Consider the following 18,421-nt stretch of genomic DNA (forward strand, 5'->3'; position numbering starts at 1 on the left):
GGAACTGGTGGTAGATCGTCTGCCGGTGGGTGGGGTGACGGGGAGGCGGCGGTGAACCTTCGGTCCAGGTGAGGTCCGTGAGTGGTGACGGTCGATGAAGGGCAAGGTCGGGGGGCATATTCGCGAGTATGTACGCACTGTGACCTCCTGATTGCCTGCCGTTGTGCGGGTGGGCCGTGTGGGCGGGCCTCGAAGGTGAGTACGGCGTGGTCGACGCGCCGACCGGCGGAGGGAGGCGGGCGGGACGCGGCTCGATTCCGACGTTCGCCGCGCTGCCGTGACCGTGCGGGCCCGCGTACCGTGTGGGCACGCGGAATTCGGGAGCGGCACGGGGGACGCGCGATGGTCGGCGAGTACGGCGGGGATCATCTCGATCTGCGGGGCGGGGACTTCAAGGGGCCCGTGGTGACCAAGGGGAACTTCTACCAGCAGGCGGCGGCGCCCACGGCGTTGGACGCGCTGCCTGCGCGGGCCGCGGGATTCACCGGGCGGGACGACGAACTGGGCCGACTCCTCGACGCCTTAGACCCGTCCGCGGCCGGCGGCGGCTCGGTGCCGGTGCTGGTCGCTGCCTTGTCCGGACTCGGCGGCGTGGGAAAGACCGCGCTCGCGGTGGAGGCGGCTCACCGGGCGTGTGCGAAGGGGTGGTTTCCGGGCGGGGTGCTCTTCCTGGATCTGCACGGGTACGACGACGATCCCGTGACGGGGGAGCAGGCGCTGGAGGCGTTGCTGCGGGCGCTCGGAGTGGAGCCGGAGCACATTCCGGTGCGGGCGGATGAGCGGGGCGCGCTGTTTCGGTCGCTGCTCGCGGAGCGGGGGCGGGAGCGGGGGGCGGTGCTGGTGGTGGCCGACAACGCCTCCTCGCCGGATCAGGTGCGGCCACTCCTTCCCGGGGACGTACGGCACCGCCTGCTGGTCACCTCGCGCAGCAAGCTGCCGCAACTGGGGGCCAGATTGCTGGCGTTGGGGGAGCTGGCGCCGCAGGAGGCGTACGAGCTCCTCGACCGTGCCCTGCGGATCGCGGATCCGGCCGACAGCCGTATCGCCGGCGAGGCCGAGGCGGCCATGCGACTCGCCCGCCGCTGCGGGCAGCTGCCGCTCGCACTCCAGATCGCGGCGGCGCTGCTGGTGCTGGACGGGGACAGGCCCGTCGCCGAACTCGCCGCCGGGCTTTCCGAGTCCCGCGACCGGCTGGCCCACCTTGACGACGGTGAGCGCAGCGTGCGCGCCGCCTTCGACCTGTCGTACCGGCGTCTGCCCGCTGATCAGGCCCGGTTGCTGCGGCTGCTTGCCCTGGCTCCGGGGGCGGAGGTGACCGAGGCGGCCGTAACGGCCCTGACCGGCGAGGACGTCCCGCCGAGCCGGACCTTGGCCGCGCTGACTCGCGCTCACCTCGTCGAGCGGGGGAGCAGGCGAGGGCGGTGGCGGTTGCACGACCTGGTGCGGGCCTTCGGAGCCGGCGTGGTGGCGGGGGACCCGGAGTTGCGGAAGGAGGGAGAGGCGGCTCGGGAGCGGGTGCTGGACTTCTACGTGCGGTGGGTGACGGCGGCTGACGACCGGTTGCGGTGGCTGCCCGGGACGGCGGAGCCGGAGCGGTTCGCGGACCGGGCTGAGGCGCTGGCGTGGCTGGACGGGGAGCGGGCCGGGCTGGTGGCGGCCGTGTCGTGGGGGCGCGAAAAGCGGTTCGCGAGCAGAGCGGTGCGGCTGGCCCAGTGTCTGAGGGTGTACCTCGACTGGCGGCGGCATTTCGACGACCTGACCACCGTCATGCGCACCGTCCTGGAGGTCGCCCACCGCGCTGGGGACCGCCACCACGAGGCCACCGCATGGACCAGCCTCGGCCTCGCTCTGCGGGAGGCGGACCGGGTGGCGGAGGCGATCGAGGCGCACACCCGTGCCCGTGACCTGTTCCGGGCCGACGGCGACTGTCACCGAGAGGCCGCGGCGTGGAACAACCTCGGCCTCGCCCTGCGGGCGGCGGACCGGGTGGCGGAGGCCATGGAGGCCCACAGGCGTGCCCGTGATCTGTCCCGGGCCGAGGGCGACCGTCACGGGGAGGCCACCGCGTGGAACAACCTCGGCCTCGCCCTGAGGAAGGCGGACCGGGTGGCGGAGGCGATCGAGGCCCATACCCGTGCCCGTGACCTGTTCCGGGCCGACGGCGACCGTCACGGGGAGGCCACAGCATGGAACAACCTCGGCCTCGCCCTGGAGGAAGCGGGCCGGGTGGCGGACGAGATCGCGGCATACGGCAAAGCCCTGGAGATCCACCGGGAGTTCGAGGACTGGCACAGGGCCGGCGTAACCCTCGGAAACCTGGCCGTCGCCCACGAGGACGCCCGCCTCCCCGCCGACGCCCATGCCTACTGGCTCCAGGCCGCCGACGCCTACACCCAGGCCCAGGCCACCAACGAAGCCGCCATCGCCCGTGCGCGTGCCGCAGCGGTGGACGGCACGCCTCAGGCCGCTCCTCCCGTCACCCCTTGACCGCCCCGCCCAACGCGAACCCACCGCCCAACCGCCGGGCCACCAGCACATAAAGCAAAATCACCGGCGTCGAGTAGATGACCGAGAACGCCGCCAACTGCCCGTACACCACAGTCCCCCGATTACCGAAGAACTCATTGATGCTCACCGCCGCCGGCATCTGATCCGGTGTGAGCAGCAGCATGAACGGGACGAAGAAATTCCCCCACATCATCACGAACGAGAACACCGTCACCACCGCCATCCCCGGCCCCATCAGCGGCAGCACGATCCGTACCAGTGACTGAAGCGACGACGCCCCGTCCGTCCAGGCCGCCTCCTCCAGTTCCTTCGGCACCCCGTCCATGAAGTTCTTCATCAGCCAGATGGCGAACGGCAATTGGGACGCGGCGAAGAAGAAGATCGTCCCCTGGAGGGTGTCGATCAGGTTCACCTGCACGAACAGCGCGTACACCGGCACCATGATCGCCGTGATCGGCAGGCTCGTCGCGAAGAGGATCGTCAGCAGGAACGGCCGGTTCAGGCGCGAACGGAACCGCGACAGCGGATAGGCGGCCAGCGCCGCACACACCACCGTCAGCGCGGTCCCCCCGCCGCACAGCAGCAGGCTGTTCAGTAGCGGCGTGAAGGTGATCTCCGGGGTCAGGACGGCGTCGAAGTTGTCCAGGGTCACGCCGTCGGGGACCTTCACCCGGAGGTCGGCGTCCGTGTCCAGGGAGGACAGGATCACCCACGCCAGCGGGAGGGCGAACGCGGCGGCGACCGCCAGGAGGCCCGCGTCGGCGGCCAGGCGGTGAGTGGTCCTGTGGGACGAGAGGGGCCGGGGCATGGGCGTCAGACCTCCGTTCGCAGCAGGCGCAGGTAGACCACCGAGAACAACGAGCCCACCACCAGCAGCAGGAGGGCCACCGCCGTGCCGTAGCCGATCATGCTCTTCTGGAAGGCCTCCTCGTACATGAAGAGCGGAAGCGTCTGGCTCCTGCCTCCCGGGCCGCCCCTCGTCATCACCCAGATCAGGCCGAAGACGGACAGGGTCTGGAGCGTGATCAGCATCAGGTTGGTGCCGATGGAGCGGCGGATCATCGGGAGCGTGATGTGCCACATACGGCGCCAGCCGCCCGCCCCGTCGACCTCCGCCGCCTCCGTGATCTCCTTGGGGATCTCGCCGAGCGCCGCCGAGTACACCAGCATCGAGAAGGCCGTACCCCGCCAGACGTTCGCGAACGACACCGCCAGGATCGGAAGCGTGAACAGCCAGTTCTGGGTGGGGAGATGGAGCCAGTCGAGGATGGCGTTCAAGGTGCCCTCGCGGCGGAAGAAGGCGTAGAGGAGAAAGCCGGCGACGACCTCCGGCAGCACCCATGCCGCGATGACGACGGCGCCGACCAGCGTGCGAACGGGCTTCGACGCGCGCCGCATCAGTGCCGCCAGGGCCAGGCCCAGGGTGTTCTGACCGAGCAGGGCGGATACGACGGTGAAGACGAGGGTGAGCCACACGGCGTTGCGGAACGCCTCGTCGTCGAACGCCGTACGGAAGTTGTCGAAGCCGACGAACGACTCCTGTGCCTGCCCGGTGAGTTGGAGGTCGGTGAAGGCGATGTAGGCGCAGTACGCGATCGGGCCGGCGAGGAAGAGGAGCAGGAGGACGACGGCCGGGGTGAGGGTGAGGGCGCGGGTGAGGGAACGGGCGGCGTTCCTCATGAGCGGCAGCTCATTTCTCGATCACCTGGCCGTCCGCCGCTGCCTTCAACTCCTCGTCGTAGCCCTTCGCCGCCTCCTCGACCGACATGTCGCCCGTCGTCACGCCCTCCATCGCCTCCTGGATGGCGGTCGAGACCTTGGGGTACGCCGGGTAGGCGGGGCGGTAGTGGGTGTGGGCGACCAGGTCCGTGAAGAACTTGATGCCGGGCTGGGCGCTGACGTACGCGGGATCGCTCGCCACGTCCTTGCGTACCGCGATACCCGAGTTGGCGACGTACCACTTCTGGGCGTTGGCCCTGGTCTGCATCGTCTTGATGAACTCGAAGGCCAGCTCGGGGTTGGCCGCCTTGGCCGGAATGGACCAGGTCCAGCCGCCGGACATGCTCACCTTGCCGGGGGCCTGGCCGTTCTGGGTGGGCATGGCGGCGAGGCCCAGCTCCTTCGACCACTCGGGCCACTCGTGGCCGCTGCCGGGAAGCCAGTCCTGGGGCAGCCAGGAGCCGTCGAGGGCGATGGCGAGCTCGCCCTGCGGGAGCCACTCGCCGCGGACACGGGTCATGACATTGGGGTCGAGGGCGTCGGAGACGTCCGGGCCGAGCTTCTCCCTGTAGACGGTCTCGACGAACCTGAGGGCGTCCTTGAAGCCCTGGCCGCCGGCGATCCACTTCTTGGCCGTCCTGTCGTACAGCGGGTCCGAAGTGCCGTCGTTCGTGCCGTAGAGCAGCATCTCGAAGGTCTGCATGGTCGCGGCCTCGCCGACGGGCTTGCCCGTGTAGACGTTCAGGGGGATGACGTCGGGCACCTTCTCCTTGATGGTGCGGGCGGCGTCGAGGACGTCGTCCCAGGTCTTCGGCTGCCAGTCGGCGGGCAGGCCCGCCTTCTCGAAGACGTCCCTGCTGAACCACAGGCCCCGGGTGTCCGTGCCGTCCGGGACGCCGTACGTCTTGCCGTCCTCGCCCTTGGCCGCGCTCTTCGCCGTGTCGATGAACTGGTTCCAGTCCGGCCACTTGGCGAGGTAGGGGTCCAGGGGCTTGAGGTAGCCGCTGGTGATGTCCGAGTTGATGAGGAAGGTGTCCTCGTAGACCAGGTCGGGGGCGGTCCTGGGGGAGCGGAGCATCTGCTGGAGCTTGGTGTAGTACTCCGAGTCCGGGGCCTTGATGGGGACGAACTCGACCTTCTTGCCGGGGTTCGCCTTCTCGAACTGCTTCTTGATGTCCGCGAGGTAGGTGTCCATCACCTTGATGGAGTTGTCCGTGGACTGTTTGAAGGAGACCTTGAGGGTGTCCGGGTCGCTGCCGGAACCGCCGCCGCAGGCCGTGAGGGCCGTTGCGGCGAGGACGGTCGTGAGCAGGGCGGTGAGGGCGGCGGTGGGGCGCACGGGCATGACCTCCTGCGGGCGCACGTCGTTGTGGCGCGGGGATGGCTGCCTGGTGAACGTAGGTTGAGTGGTCTAGTCAGGTCAATGTCTGTGCGGCCGATTGGGCTTCGGCGGCTTCGGTGGGGGCGTTGGCTCGGGTGAAGGCCTCGGCGGCTTGGAGGTAGTAGGCGCGGGCTTCGGCGGGGCGCTGGATGGCCTCGTGGACAAGGGCCAGGTTGTGCAGGGTCTGGCCTGCCCCGTACCAGTCCCCGAACTGGCGGCGGAGCTCCCGAGCTGCGTCGTACGCCTTGATCGCCTCCGCCACCTGGCCCGTCTGTTGCAGGATGATTCCAAGGTTGTGCCACGCCATGCCTTCGCGGAAGCGGTCCCCAGCGGCTTGGAACAGGTCGCGGACGCGGATATGGGTGTGGACCGCCTCCTCCCCCCGGCCCTCAAACAGAAGGGCGTTACCGAGGTTCCCCAACGCCATCGCCTCGCGGAGATGGTCGCCGGCGGCCTGGCAGAGGCCGCGGGCGCGGTTGTAGGCGGGTATCGCCTCCTCCAGCCTGCCCGCCGCCTGCAGGGCGACACCGAGGTTGTTCCACGCCATGGCTTCGAGACGGTGATTACCGGCGGCCTGGTAGAGGTCGCGGGCGTGTGTGTGGGAGTCGATCGCCTCCTCCGCCTGGCCCGCCTCCCGCTGGGCACGCCCCAGGTTTGTCCAGGCCTCTGCCTCCCCCATGCGGTCCCCGATGCGGTGAGTGCCCTCCCGCGCTGCGCGCGCGACAGTGATCCCCTCATCGACGTGCCGCCTCCAGCGCAAGTACTCCGCCAGACATGCGGCCAGTTGCGCCGCCTTGGGCGTGTACCGCTCCTCGGCCGCCCACTGCGCCGCCGCGACCAGCCCCGCCCGCTCGCCGTCCAGCCACGTCAGGGCCTGTGCCCGGTCCGCGAACCGCTCCGGCTCAGGCCTCCCCGGCAGCCACCGCAACCGGTCGTTCGCCGCGGCCGTCCACCGCAGGTAGAACCCCAGCAGGCGCTTCCGCGCTGCCTGACCCTCCTTCCTCAACTCCGCGTCCCCCGCCACCACGCCGGCTCCGAAGGCCCGCACCAGGTCATGCAGCCGCCATTGCACATCTCCACGCATCCGCACACCCGTGACAAGACAGGCGGCGGCCAGATTCTCCAGCAGGTCCATGGCGGCAGCCATGTCCAGGTCGGCCAGGGCGGCCACGGCCTCCGTTCCCGTCTCGGCGCCGGGGGCCAGGGCCAGGAGACGTAGTAACCGGGCCTGGTCGGGCGGAAGTCGGCGGTACGACGTCTCCAGAACAGGGCGAAGGGCGAGTGAGCGGCCGTACTGGTCCGTGCCCTTGCTGCCGTTGTCAAGGACGACCAGCGTGTCTCCGAGCTTCTTGATCTCGGCCACCAGCGACGCGATGTCACGATGGCGGCGTCTGCGCAGCATCGCGGCGGCGATCTGGAGGGCGAGGGGCAAGTGGTCGCACAGGGAGGCGAGTTCGGACACAGCGTCCGGTTCGTGCTCCGGGCGGTCGTCGTGTTCGTCGGCGTCGTGCAGAGCCCGGGCGATGAGGGCGACGGACTCGTCAGGTACCAGTGTTGCCAGGTTGATGAGGCGTACGGGGAGGGTGTCCGGGCGGTCGCGGGAGGTGATCAGTACCCGGTGGTGGTCGGTGCCGGGCAGCAGGTCGAGGAACTGGCTGGGGTCCGAGGCGTTGTCCAGGATCAGCAGCATCTGGGCCTGCCGCTCGGCCAGCAGAGCGCGATACGCGTCGTACTGCCGGGCCGCCGTCGATGGCAGATCTACGCCCCGCACACCCATCGCGTCCAGCAGCGCCAGCACCGCCTGATCCGCGGTCACCGGATCGTCGTCGTACCCCCGCAGGTCCACGAAGAGCGTCCCACCGGGAAACCACCCCGTCGCACAGGCCCGATGCGCCGCCTCCACCGCCAGCGCGGTCTTGCCGATGCCGCCCATCCCCGTGACGGCGAAGATGAGCACAGGAAGCGAGTCCGAGTCACCCGAATCGGGCGAGAGCTGGGCGAGCAGCCGCTCCAGCTCCGCCGACCGCCCCGTAAAGCCCAGTGGCCGCGGCGGCAGCGTCGCGCTGGCCCGCGGGACCGGCCCATGTACGGTCCCATGCACGGGCCCATGGGCGGTCCCCCTACCGCTGCCCCCCGACCTGTTTGCCGATGACGGGCCCGTGGAAGGTCCCGCCCCGGAAGTCGATGTGGTCGCCCCCGTACCGGCCCCCGCCGTCCCGATGGGGACCCTCCTCAGAGCCGGAGGACCCCGCGGAACTGGACGCCCCGCCCCGCGGCCGGTGCTTCCGCAACACCCCCACCGCCACGCACGCCGCCTGCGCGGCCGCCCGCTCCTGCGAGCCCGACGCGTCGTCGTCGGCCTTCTCCGCATTGGCCCGGTCGCTGATCCCCCGGATCACCAGCGCGTCCAACTGCCCGCTCAGATGCGCCGCGTGAGCCGCCCCCGAGCCCTCCATCTCGATCGCGTACGCGTCGCCGTAGTTCCGCCGGATGAAGTCCGCGAAGGCGGATTCGTGATCGGCAAGGACGACATCCCCGCAGGCGATCGGCTTCCGGTGCCCCCGCACTCCCTCCACCGCCAGGTCCCGCAACGCCGAGCGCGCCGCCTGCACCAGCCGGTGCGAGCCGTGCCAGACCTCGGGGCGGGCCTGGAAACCCTCCGGCGTCACCTTGCCGCCCTGGACGGCGTACACCTTGGTGCCGACCACGACGTCGCCGAGCTCGATGTCGTCCTTCAGGCCGCCCGCGACACCGACGAACAGCAGCGCCTCGGGGCGGAGCCAGGAGACCAGCTGCATGGTCAGCGCGGCGGCGTTCATCGCTCCCTCGCCCAGTTCGGCGACCGCGAGGGTCCAGGGCGTGCCCGCGAGCCGGCCGCGTTCGACGCGGGTGCCGTCGTCGTGGACGAGTTCCTCGGTGTCGTCGAGGTGGGCGCGTACGGCGTCGTACTCGACGGGCAGAGCGGTGAGGACGACCACGGTGGGAGAAGTCTCTGACACCCCCTTAAGGTACTGCCAAGTGACCGGCCCGGGCGGGGCGTTGGTCAGCGGGGGAAAGGATCGCCGTCATGGCCGGGACGGAGCCGGAAGTCACCGTCGGGCAGCTGCTGCTCGCCGAGTACGAGAGCCTGAAGGACGAGCAGAAGGCGCGGATCGGGTTCCGGGACAACCTGCTGTACGTGACCCTCGCGGTCGTCGCCGCCGTCATCGCCGCTGCCGCGCAGGCCAAGCAGACGTCGATGCTTCTCGCGCTGCCGCCGGTGTGCGTGGTGCTCGGGTGGACCTACCTCGTCAACGACGAGAAGATCTCCGCGATCGGGAAGTACGTGCGGGTCGAGCTGGGGCCGCGGCTCGCGTCACTCGCCGGCGCCCAGGCCGCCTTCGGTTGGGAGACCTTCCACCGGGGGGACGCCCGGCGGGTGTCGCGGAAGGCCGTGCAGCTCGTGGTCGACCTGCTCGCCTTCTGCGTCGTACCGCTGAGTGCCCTCCTCGTGTACTGGACCGGGGGCGGGACGTCGGCCGGCCTCGTGGTGCTCTCCGCGTTCGAGGCGCTCGCGGTGGCCGGGCTGGGGGCCTACATCGTGGTGTACGCGGTGCCGTTCACGTCGGCGAGCAACAGCGCGGGCTGAGCGGGAGCAGCGCGCCGGACGGCCCGGCTACCGGCCCGTCCCCGGTCCCGTTGCGGAACCCGTACCCGTGCCCGTGCCCGTGCCCGGAACCCACCGGTACACCAGCTCGGGCCTCCCCACCTGCCCGTACACCGGCTTGCGCTCGGCCCTCCCCGCCTCCACCAGGTGCTCCAGATAGCGCCGGGCCGTGATCCGGGAGATCCCCACGGCCTCCGCGACCCCGGCCGCCGTGAGCCCCTCCTCGGCCTCCCGCACCGCCCCGGTCACCCGCTCCAGCGTCGGCGCGCTCAACCCCTTCGGCAGCGCCGCCGGCCCCGGCGCCCGCAGCGCGGCCAGTGCCCGGTCCACCTCGTCCTGGCCGCTCGCCTCGCCCACCGCCGCGTGGAACTCGGCGTACCGCACCAGCCGGTCCCGCAGCGTCGCGAAGGTGAAGGGCTTCAGTACGTACTGCACGACTCCCAGGGACACCCCCTCGCGCACCACGGCCAGGTCGCGAGCCGACGTCACCGCGATCACATCCGCGTGGTGACCGGCCGCCCGCAACGACCGCGCCAGCTGCAACCCGTGTACATCGGGCAGATGCAGATCCAGCAGCAGCAGATCCACCGGCGTCCGTTCCAGCGTCCGCCGCGCCTCCGCGCCCGTGTGCGCCTTTCCGACCGCGACGAACCCCGGCACCCGCCCGACGTACATCACATGCGCGTCCGCCGCCACCGGGTCGTCCTCCACGACCAGGACACGAATGGGCTGTCCACTTGTCACGCCTCGCCTCCAGCAACCGCGCGCTCAGCGACCGCGCCCTCGGAAACGGCGCCCTCCGACAACGGCAGGCGCACCTCGAACGCCGCCCCGCCCCCGTCGGCCTCCGTCACGGACAACGCCCCCCGGTGCCGGTGCACGGCCTGCCGTACCAGGGCCAGTCCCAGCCCACGGCCCCCCGGCCCGGCCGGCTTCGTGGAGAACCCGCGCTGGAACACCGCCTCCGCATGCGCGGGGTCCACGCCCGTGCCGGTGTCCGACACCCGCAGCACCAGCTCGCCGTCCTCGGCGTACGCCGTCACCGTCACCCGTGCACCCACGCTTCCCTGCGCCGCGTCCACCGCGTTGTCGATCAGGTTGCCCAGTATCGTCACCAGGTCCCGGGCGGGCAGCGAGTCCGGGAGCAGCCCGTCGTCCAGCCGGCTCTCCTGCGACACGACCAGCTCCACGCCCCGCTCGTTGGCCTGCGCCGTCTTCCCCAGCAGCAGCGCCGCCAGCACCGGCTCACTCACCGCCGCGACGACCTGATCCGTGAGGGCCTGCGCCAGCTCCAGCTCGGCGGTCGCGAACTCCACCGCCTCCTCGGCCCGCCCCAGTTCGATCAGGGAGACCACGGTGTGCAGGCGGTTCGCCGCCTCGTGCGCCTGTGACCGCAGGGCCTGGGTGAAGCCCCGCTCCGAGTCCAGCTCGCCCATCAGGGACTGGAGCTCGGTCACGTCCCGCAGTGTCACCACCGTTCCGCGCCGCTCGCCGCCCGACACCGGCGAGGTGTTCACCACCAGCACCCGCTCCGCCGTCAGATGCACCTCGTCCACCCGCGGCTCCGAGGCCAGCAGCGCCCCGGTCAGCGGGGCGGGCAGCCCGAGCTCCGCGACCGACCGACCCACCACGTCGTCGGCCACCCCGAGCAGCTCCCGCCCGCCGTCGTTGATCAGCGCCACCCGGTACTGCCCGTCCAGCATCAGCAGTCCCTCGCGCACGGCGTGCAGCGCGGCCTGGTGGTAGTCGTGCATCCGGCTCAGCTCGGCCGCGTTCATGCCGTGCGTGTGGCGGCGCAGCCGGGCGTTGATGACGTACGTGCCGATCGCGCCCAGCGCGAGCGCGCCCGCCGCCACCCCGAGCAGAGCCGTCAGCTGCTCCTGCACCCGCTTGCTGATCTCCTCGACCCGGATGCCCGCGCTGACCAGCCCGACGATGTCCTTCGGGTCCCGCCCGCCGTCGTAGATCGGCACGACCGCGCGGACGGACGGGCCGAGCGTGCCGGTGTACGTCTCGGTGAAGGGCTCACCGCGCAGGGCGCGCTCCGTGTGGCCGCGGAAGTGCTGGCCTATCTGCCGCTTGTCGGGGTGGGTCCAGCGGATGCCCTCGGGGTTCATGATCGTGACGAAGTCGACCTGGGCGTCGTGCTGGACGCGGAGGGCGTACGGCTGGAGCTCGGCCGTCGGGTCGGCGGTGGCGATCGCCTCCCGTACGGACGGCGCGTCGGCGATCGACTGGGCCACCGCCATGGCCTGGCGGCCCGCGGCCTCCTCGGCCTGGCCGCGGTCGCTGACGTAGGTGAACACCGCGTACCCGGCGACGAGCACCGCTATCAGCACGGCCTGCATCGCGAAGAGCTGGGCCGCCAGGCTGCGGGGTCTCGGGACGGGGATGCGCATGTCGTCAGTCTGCCTCCCTGGCCGATTGTGAACTAAATGAACGGAAGGGTGACCGCCCTCACACGGCGGGAGATAGTCACCGCATCGCTGAGTACGACACCCCCGTCCCCGGGCGCGACTCCCGATCAGCGAACCCCCACCCCGGACGTGAGCCGCACGCCGGTGATACCGACGAAGACGTCAAGGAGGGCAGCCGTGGCCGCCGCCAGTTCCCCCGATACGGCACCTGCCGCACCCGTCGCCAAGCGGGACCGCACTCACTACCTCTACATCGCGGTGATCATCGCGGTGGCCCTCGGTATCGCCGTGGGTCTGGCCGCGCCGGAATTCGCGGTCGAGCTCAAGCCCATCGGCACCGGGTTCGTGAGCCTGATCAAGATGATGATCTCGCCGATCATCTTCTGCACGATCGTGCTCGGCATCGGTTCGGTACGGAAGGCCGCCAAGGTCGGGGCCGTCGGCGGTATCGCGCTGGGCTACTTCATGGTGATGTCGCTGGTCGCCCTCGGCATCGGTCTCGTCGTCGGCAACATCCTGGAGCCGGGCACCGGCCTCGCGGTCACGGACGCCGTGAAGGACGCCGGTCACGCCCAGGTCGACGCGGAGGCCAAGGACACCACCGAGTTCCTGCTCGGCATCATCCCGACCACGATCGTCTCCGCCTTCACCTCGGAGTCGGTTCTGCAGACCCTGCTCGTCGCCCTGCTCGCCGGCTTCGCGCTCCAGGCCATGGGCTCGTCGGGGGAGCCGATCCTGCGCGGTGTGGAGCACATCCAGCGGCTCGTCTTCCGCATCCTCGCCATGGTGATGTGGGCCGCCCCGATCGGTGCCTTCGGCGCCATCGCCGCCGTCACCGGGTCCGCCGGCGTCGACGCGCTCAAGAAGCTCGCCATTCTGATGCTCGGCTTCTACGTCACCTGCTTCCTCTTCGTCTTCATCGTGCTCGGCGCCCTGCTGCGGATCGTCGCGGGCCTCAACATCCTCACGCTCTTCAAGTACCTGGGCCGTGAGTTCCTGCTGATCCTGTCCACCTCCTCCTCCGAGTCCGCGCTGCCGCGCCTCATCGCGAAGATGGAGCACCTCGGCGTCAGCAAGCCGGTCGTCGGCATCACCGTCCCGACCGGCTACTCCTTCAACCTCGACGGCACCATGATCTACATGACCATGGCGTCCCTGTTCATCGCCGACGCCATGGGTACGCCGATGTCCGTCGGCGAGCAGATCCCGCTGCTGCTGTTCCTGCTGGTCGCCTCCAAGGGCGCCGCCGGTGTCACCGGTGCGGGTCTGGCCACGCTGGCCGGTGGTCTGCAGTCGCACAAGCCCGCCCTGGTGGACGGCATCGGCCTCATCGTCGGCATCGACCGCTTCATGAGCGAGGCCCGCGCCCTGACGAACTTCGCGGGCAACGCCGTGGCCACCGTGCTGATCGGCACCTGGACCAAGGAGATCGACAAGGAGCAGGTCCACCAGGTGCTCACCGGTCAGCTCCCGTTCGACGAGACGACCCTCATGGACGACGACGGCCACGGCGCCCCCGCCGAGGTGCCGGAGAAGGGCGGCGAGAAGGAACTCGCCAAGGCCTGACGTTCCGGACGGTTCCGGGCCGGCCCACCGGCCCGGTCCCCCCGCTCCGGGTGTCCGGCCCCGCCTGAACCGGGGCCGGGCGCCCGGCCATCACACTCCGGGCGGCTGGGATGCTCCCCCGTGGCCCAGCCGCCCGGTTCACACCCCTTCGACCTCAGGCGCACGGCAACTGCCGTGCGCCTGACGGCGTTACCGGAGCATGGCGTTACGGAAGATCGCGTTACCGGAAGATTGCGCTCTCTTGCCCAACCCGGCTGATCTTCGGCACCTCTCCACGGGCAGGACAGCAACCGCTGTCGGCCCCGCCGTCGAGCGGCGGGGCCGGGGCCCGCACCTGGACCGGGTGGGGGCGTCCCGACCGTCGAGCACACAGAAGGAAGTCCGGGGGAACCCATGGACAAGTTTCGCAAGACACTGATCGGCACGGCCGCCGGAGCGGTGCTCCTCACCGCCGGAGTGGCTCCGGCGCAGGCGGCCACGGGGGCGGCCCAGCCGTCCACGGGACGTGACTACAAGAGCATCAGCGGCGTCTGCGGCTCACTGCTGGCCACCGGGGTCAGCGTCGCCTCGCTGGGGAAGACCATCGCGTCCAAGGGCGCGGGCTGGGTCGGCGCGATCGTGTCCGCCGGCTGTCTGGTGAAGGACACCAAGGAGTACAGCAAGGCGTTCAACGCCAGCCCGGCGGGCATCGCGCGCCTCAAGAAGATTCAGGCGAAGTACCACAACTACACGTTCGAGCACTTCATGAAGGACTTCGGCTGCAAGTTCGTGGCGAACCCGCCCGGCGGCGGCACGGACCTCGCTCCGCGCGCCGCGGCCACGAAGGCGTCGGGGCACTGGGACTGCAGCTCGGCCGGAGACTGACGGAAGACCGAACGGAGTCGGCTCGTGGACATCACCCTGGCCGTCGTGCTGGTCGTCGCCGAACTGGCGGTGCTGACCGGCGGGTACCTCGACGCACAGGCGGCCACGAGGCCGAGCAGGGCCGGCCGCGCCGCTCGGGTGCTCGGCCCCCTGCTCGCTCTCGCCGCTGCCGTGGCGGTGGTGCCGGATCCCGTGTGGAAGGTGGCGGTTGCCCTGCTCGCACCGGCGCTGGTGAAGGCGGCCGACCAGTGCGTTCGTCGCCCCGGAACACCGGCGCCGGGAGCCGGCGAGCCGGCCGGCCGGCTGCGCTGAGCCGCGGCCGGTCGGATGGGGGCCGGGGGCGGTCGGATGAGGGCCGGGGGCGGTCGGATGAGGACCGGGAGCGGCCGGCGAGGGCCGCGCCCGCCTCCTCACCCTCTACGGCTCCTCTCCCGGCCCCGGCAAGGACATCGCGGAGGAGGTGGTGGCCCGCACCGAGGGCACCACAGTCTCCTTGAAGGCGGGATCGAGGAAGGGGCCATGGGCGAGAAGGGGTGACGGGTAGGGTTTGCCCGGAGTTCGCTCGACGGGGGTGCAGGGGTGTCCCAAGGCGCGATCGGGGAGCCGGATGCGGCGGACGCACGGGACGGCGATGCCGGGCGCCCGCACGTGTTCATCTCCTACGCGTGGGAGAACGAGAAGCACAAGAGCTCGGTCGGTGAGCTGGCCCGGCTGCTGCGGAACGGCGGAGCCGACGTGTGGCTCGACGACATCGAGGCCGAGCGGGGACCGCAGTGGGCCCGGGAGACGGCCGACGAGATCGAGACCGCCGACTTCGTGCTGGTGATCGCGTCACCCGCCTACAAACGCCGCGCGGCGGGCGAGGAGGAGCCCGGCACGGGCCGAGGGGTCGTCTGGGAGTCCAGGCTGCTCATGGAGTTCGCCTTCACCCATGAGCAGGACTGGCCCGACCGAGTGCTCAATGTGGTGCTGCCCGGAGGCACGGCCGAGGACATCCCCTTCTTCCTGCTGCCGAACTCCCGGCACCGGTACGAGCTCCGGGCCCTCACCCACCAGGGCGTCCGCCCGCTGCTCAACCGTCTCCTGCGACGGCCGGACGGAGCGGACCGCGGGGCGCCGTCGCGCGGGGTCGGCAGGCCGCCGCTGCGGGTCGGTCAACCGCCGCCCCCCGCCGCCTGGTTCCAGGACCGCGAGGTCATGAGCGCACTGCGCCACAAGGTGCACGAAGGCGGCACGACGGTCGTGTGCCAGATCCTCGACGGTTTCGGCGGTGTCGGCAAGACCCAACTGGCCGCCCACTACGCGCAGGAACGCTTCGAGACGCGCACGATCGACCTCCTGGTCTGGATCAGCGCCGCCAGCCGTGACGCCGTACTGTACGGCTACGCGGAGGCCGCGAAGGCCGTGCTCCCCGAGTCGGCACTGGCCGACGGGCCCGAACCCGCCGCACGCGCCTTCCTGGAGTGGCTCGCCGCCGCTCCCGCCCCGGGCTGCCGTTGGCTCGTCGTCCTCGACGACGTCCCCGACCCGGCCACCCTCAACCACCTCTGGCCCCCGAGTACCCCCCTCGGCCGCACACTGCTCACCACCCGGCGCCCGGACGCGGCCCTGTTCACCGAGGAACGCCAACGCGTCACCGTAGGCCTCTACACCGAGGCGGAAGCCCTCTCCTACCTGCGGCGCTCGCTCGCCGGACGCGGGCGCACGGAATCCGACGAGGACCTCGCGGCGCTCGCCGCTGACCTCGGCCATCTGCCGCTGGCCCTGGCGCAGGCCGGCGCGTACGTCACCGACGCGGCGATCTCCGTCGCCGAGTACCGGGCGCTGCTGGCCGACCAGGCCGTCCCGCTGGACGAACTGTCGCCCGAGGACGACGCCCTGCCCGACGGCCAGAACCTTCCCATGGCGAGGGCATGGGCCCTGTCCGTGGAGCGCGCCGACCGGCTGGGCCCGGCCGGGCTGGCCCGCCCCATGCTCCAGCTGATCTCGATGCTCTCCCCGGACGGCATCCCCGAGACGGTCCTGACCTGCGGCTCGGCGCTGGCCCATCTGACCGCCGTACGCAGGGCCCTCGCACCGGACGCGGGCGAGGTCCGTGACGTCACGGCCCGCGAGGCCCGCCAGGCGGTGCGGGCGCTGCACCGGCTCAGCCTGGTCCTCCACGATCCCGGCACGCCCCATCGGGCCGTCCATGTCCACCGGTTGGTGCAGCGGGCGACCCGTGACGAGATGACCCGGGACCGACGTGAGGCACTCGTCCGGTCCCTCGCCGACGCGCTGGCCGACGTCTGGCCGCACATGGACCGGGACCCGGTGCTCGCCCAGGTGCTGCGCACGAACACCACGGCACTCACCGGCCACTGCGGAGACGCCCTCCACCGGGAGCGGGTCTTTCCCGTGCTGAACCTCTTCGGCCACAGCCTGGGACATGCCGGGCAGGCCGCGGTGGCGCGCGACTACTTCCGCCGGCTCGCGCAGGCGGCGACCGAGGCGCTCGGGCCGGATCACGCGGACCTCCTGGAGGTCCGCACCGGCCTTGCCATGTGGACGGGTGAGGCGGGGGACGACGCGGGCGCGCTCGCAGCGTACGACGCGCTGATCGCCGACGGGGAAAGGCTGAACGGGCGCGACGCCGAGAGCACGCTCCTGCTGCGGGCACGTCGCGTCTGGTGGCTGGGCAGGACGGGGGCCTACCAGGCCGCCGTCGAGACCTGCGCGGAGCTGCTGCCCGTCATGCAGCACGTGCTGGGCGAGGAACACCCGGCCACGCTGAACCTCGAACAGGTCCACGCACACTGGCAGTGGCACGCACCGGAACCGACGGGGCAGGACCTCGCGGGCTATCGCAACCGGGCCGGGCGGGCGAAGCAGGTGTTCGGTCCGGATCACCCCGTGACGTTCTCGGCCCGGTCCAGTCTTGCCCACGCCCTTGAGCGGGACGGAGCCGTGGAGGAGGCCGTGACCGTCTACGCGGATCTCGTGGACGACATGCAGAGGGCTCTGGGGGCGAAGGACCCCCGTACGCTCAATGTCCGCCGGGGCGCGGCCGCGGCCCGGCGGACGGCCGGGCAGGTGGACGAGGCCATCGCCGAGCTGGAGCAACTGCTCGCCGACGCGGCGGAGGTGCTCGGTGAAGAGGACGGGGAGTACCTGACCGTCCGGTTCGAACTGGCCGTCCTGCGCGGGCAGCGGGACGGTGCGGACACCGCCGTGGCCCTGCTGACCGAACTGCTGGACGACACGCGGCGCATCCGCGGTCCCGGCTCGAGTGCGGTGGCCAACGTGCTCAGCCACCTCGGCGCCTGGCGAGGGGAGGCAGGTGACCTGGCCGGTGCCGCGGCAGCCGTGCAGGAGTCCCTGCACATGCTGGAGTCGGGCGGTACGGAGCAGTACATCGTCGACAGGGGGCGAAAGGCCCTGCGCCACTGGCTGCTCAGGCTGCTCGCCGAGGCCCACGAGAAGGACGTCGCCGGCGAGCCCGCCGCGGCCGCCGCCCGCCGTGACCGGCTCACCGCGTATCCCGCCGCCGAAGACGCCTACGCCGAGTACATCGCGTTCGCTGCGGATCAGCTGGGCCCGTTCCACGCGCAGACGCTCACCCTGCGCAGACACCTCGCCCACTGGCGCCTGCACACCGGCGACGAAACCCGTGCCGAGGCCGACCTCGCCGCCCTCCTCGCCGACCAGAGCCGCGCGCTGGGCCCGCACGCCTACGACACGCTCATCACCCGGCATCTGCTGCACGAGCTGCGCCTGTCGCCGAGGGAAGACCGCTAGATGCCGCCCAGTGGGCTCCCATCGCGGTCGGCGACCAGATGAAACGCACCCTCCGGTGGAGCGCCAACCGCTGTTGCCTTGACGTCGGCGTCAAGGACTACGTTCGTACGCATGCGAATCGGCGAGCTGGCCGCACGGGCCGGGACCACTACGCGGACGCTGCGGTACTACGAGTCACGGGGGCTGCTGCCCGCGCGACGCAACGACAACGGGTATCGGACGTACGACGAGAACGACCTGAAGCTGCTCCGCCAGATCCGGACGCTGCAGGACTTCGGGTTCGACCTGGAGGAGACGCGGCCGTTCGTGGAGTGTCTGCGGGCCGGGCACCCGGAGGGCGACTCCTGCCCGGCGTCGCTCGCGGTCTACCGGCGCAAGCTGGACGAACTCGATGCGCTGATCGGCGAGTTGCAGGCCGTGCGGGCGAAGATCGGCCTGCGGCTGGCGATGGCCGAGGGCGAACCACCGTTGTGCGAACTGGGAGGGCAGGAACTGTGATCAAGGCGGCGGGCGTGGCCGAGGATGGGGGCACCTCCCGCTCGA

Annotated in this window: 14 protein-coding genes; 7 read left to right on the forward strand and 7 right to left on the reverse strand. The window is 71.2% G+C overall.

All coding sequences use genetic code 11. The features are described 5' to 3' along the window. Nucleotides 1–342 precede the first annotated feature (342 nt). Nucleotides 343–2,487, forward strand: a complete 2,145-nt coding sequence (locus tag AQI70_RS29795; RefSeq protein WP_062155465.1) for a tetratricopeptide repeat protein — start codon at nucleotides 343–345, stop codon at nucleotides 2,485–2,487. Here AQI70_RS29795 and AQI70_RS29800 read toward each other — a convergent pair. From AQI70_RS29800 to AQI70_RS29820, 5 genes are all read right to left on the reverse strand, one after another. Continuing rightward, a complete protein-coding gene (locus tag AQI70_RS29800) occupies nucleotides 2,477–3,316 on the reverse strand; it encodes a carbohydrate ABC transporter permease (protein ID WP_062155467.1) in 840 nt (279 codons plus the stop codon). The two genes, AQI70_RS29795 and AQI70_RS29800, sit on opposite strands and share 11 nt — an antisense overlap. Before the next feature lie 5 nt (nucleotides 3,317–3,321). Further along, nucleotides 3,322–4,188, reverse strand: coding sequence for a carbohydrate ABC transporter permease (locus AQI70_RS29805; RefSeq protein ID WP_062155469.1), 867 nt, complete (start codon nucleotides 4,186–4,188; stop codon nucleotides 3,322–3,324). Nucleotides 4,189–4,198: 10 nt separating this feature from the next. Further along, on the reverse strand, nucleotides 4,199–5,572 hold the full coding sequence (locus AQI70_RS29810; protein WP_208607468.1) for an extracellular solute-binding protein: 1,374 nt from the start codon (nucleotides 5,570–5,572) through the stop codon (nucleotides 4,199–4,201). Between the two features lie 70 nt (nucleotides 5,573–5,642). Continuing rightward, nucleotides 5,643–7,541, reverse strand: coding sequence for a tetratricopeptide repeat protein (locus AQI70_RS29815; protein WP_062155541.1), 1,899 nt, complete (start codon nucleotides 7,539–7,541; stop codon nucleotides 5,643–5,645). Between the two features lie 187 nt (nucleotides 7,542–7,728). Beyond that, nucleotides 7,729–8,607: a 5'-methylthioadenosine/S-adenosylhomocysteine nucleosidase family protein gene (locus AQI70_RS29820; RefSeq protein WP_062155471.1), complete on the reverse strand. Its 879-nt coding sequence runs from the start codon at nucleotides 8,605–8,607 to the stop codon at nucleotides 7,729–7,731. A gap of 68 nt (nucleotides 8,608–8,675) precedes the next feature. Between AQI70_RS29820 and AQI70_RS29825 the strand changes: the two genes are divergently transcribed. Continuing rightward, nucleotides 8,676–9,236 carry a hypothetical protein gene (locus tag AQI70_RS29825; RefSeq protein WP_062155473.1) on the forward strand — a complete coding sequence of 187 codons (561 nt, stop codon included), beginning with the start codon at nucleotides 8,676–8,678 and terminating at the stop codon, nucleotides 9,234–9,236. Between the two features lie 27 nt (nucleotides 9,237–9,263). Here AQI70_RS29825 and AQI70_RS29830 read toward each other — a convergent pair whose 3' ends face one another. Both AQI70_RS29830 and AQI70_RS29835 read right to left on the reverse strand, forming a co-directional pair. Next, a complete protein-coding gene (locus AQI70_RS29830) occupies nucleotides 9,264–9,998 on the reverse strand; it encodes a response regulator (RefSeq protein ID WP_062155475.1) in 735 nt (244 codons plus the stop codon). After that, on the reverse strand, nucleotides 9,995–11,653 hold the full coding sequence (locus AQI70_RS29835) for a sensor histidine kinase (protein WP_062155477.1): 1,659 nt from the start codon (nucleotides 11,651–11,653) through the stop codon (nucleotides 9,995–9,997). The genes AQI70_RS29830 and AQI70_RS29835 overlap by 4 nt, the downstream gene beginning before the upstream one ends. A gap of 195 nt (nucleotides 11,654–11,848) precedes the next feature. Here AQI70_RS29835 and AQI70_RS29840 point away from each other — a divergent pair, with 195 nt between their 5' ends. The 5 genes from AQI70_RS29840 to AQI70_RS29860 all read left to right on the forward strand — a co-directional run bounded on the left by AQI70_RS29840 (nucleotide 11,849) and on the right by AQI70_RS29860 (nucleotide 18,376). Then, entirely contained in the window at nucleotides 11,849–13,237 is a 1,389-nt protein-coding gene (locus AQI70_RS29840; RefSeq protein WP_062155479.1) for a cation:dicarboxylate symporter family transporter, read from the forward strand. A gap of 393 nt (nucleotides 13,238–13,630) precedes the next feature. Further along, complete coding sequence (locus tag AQI70_RS29845; RefSeq protein ID WP_062155481.1) at nucleotides 13,631–14,101, forward strand: hypothetical protein; 471 nt, start codon at nucleotides 13,631–13,633, stop codon at nucleotides 14,099–14,101. 24 nt (nucleotides 14,102–14,125) lie between these two features. Continuing rightward, complete coding sequence (locus AQI70_RS29850; RefSeq protein ID WP_062155483.1) at nucleotides 14,126–14,413, forward strand: hypothetical protein; 288 nt, start codon at nucleotides 14,126–14,128, stop codon at nucleotides 14,411–14,413. Nucleotides 14,414–14,680: 267 nt separating this feature from the next. Further along, nucleotides 14,681–17,878: a tetratricopeptide repeat protein gene (locus tag AQI70_RS29855; RefSeq protein WP_062155485.1), complete on the forward strand. Its 3,198-nt coding sequence runs from the start codon at nucleotides 14,681–14,683 to the stop codon at nucleotides 17,876–17,878. 111 nt (nucleotides 17,879–17,989) lie between these two features. Beyond that, nucleotides 17,990–18,376: a MerR family transcriptional regulator gene (locus AQI70_RS29860; RefSeq protein WP_062155487.1), complete on the forward strand. Its 387-nt coding sequence runs from the start codon at nucleotides 17,990–17,992 to the stop codon at nucleotides 18,374–18,376. The last annotated feature ends 45 nt before the right edge of the window (nucleotides 18,377–18,421 follow it).

This window comes from Streptomyces curacoi (assembly GCF_001513975.1).
GTDB classification, from domain to species: domain Bacteria; phylum Actinomycetota; class Actinomycetes; order Streptomycetales; family Streptomycetaceae; genus Streptomyces; species Streptomyces curacoi.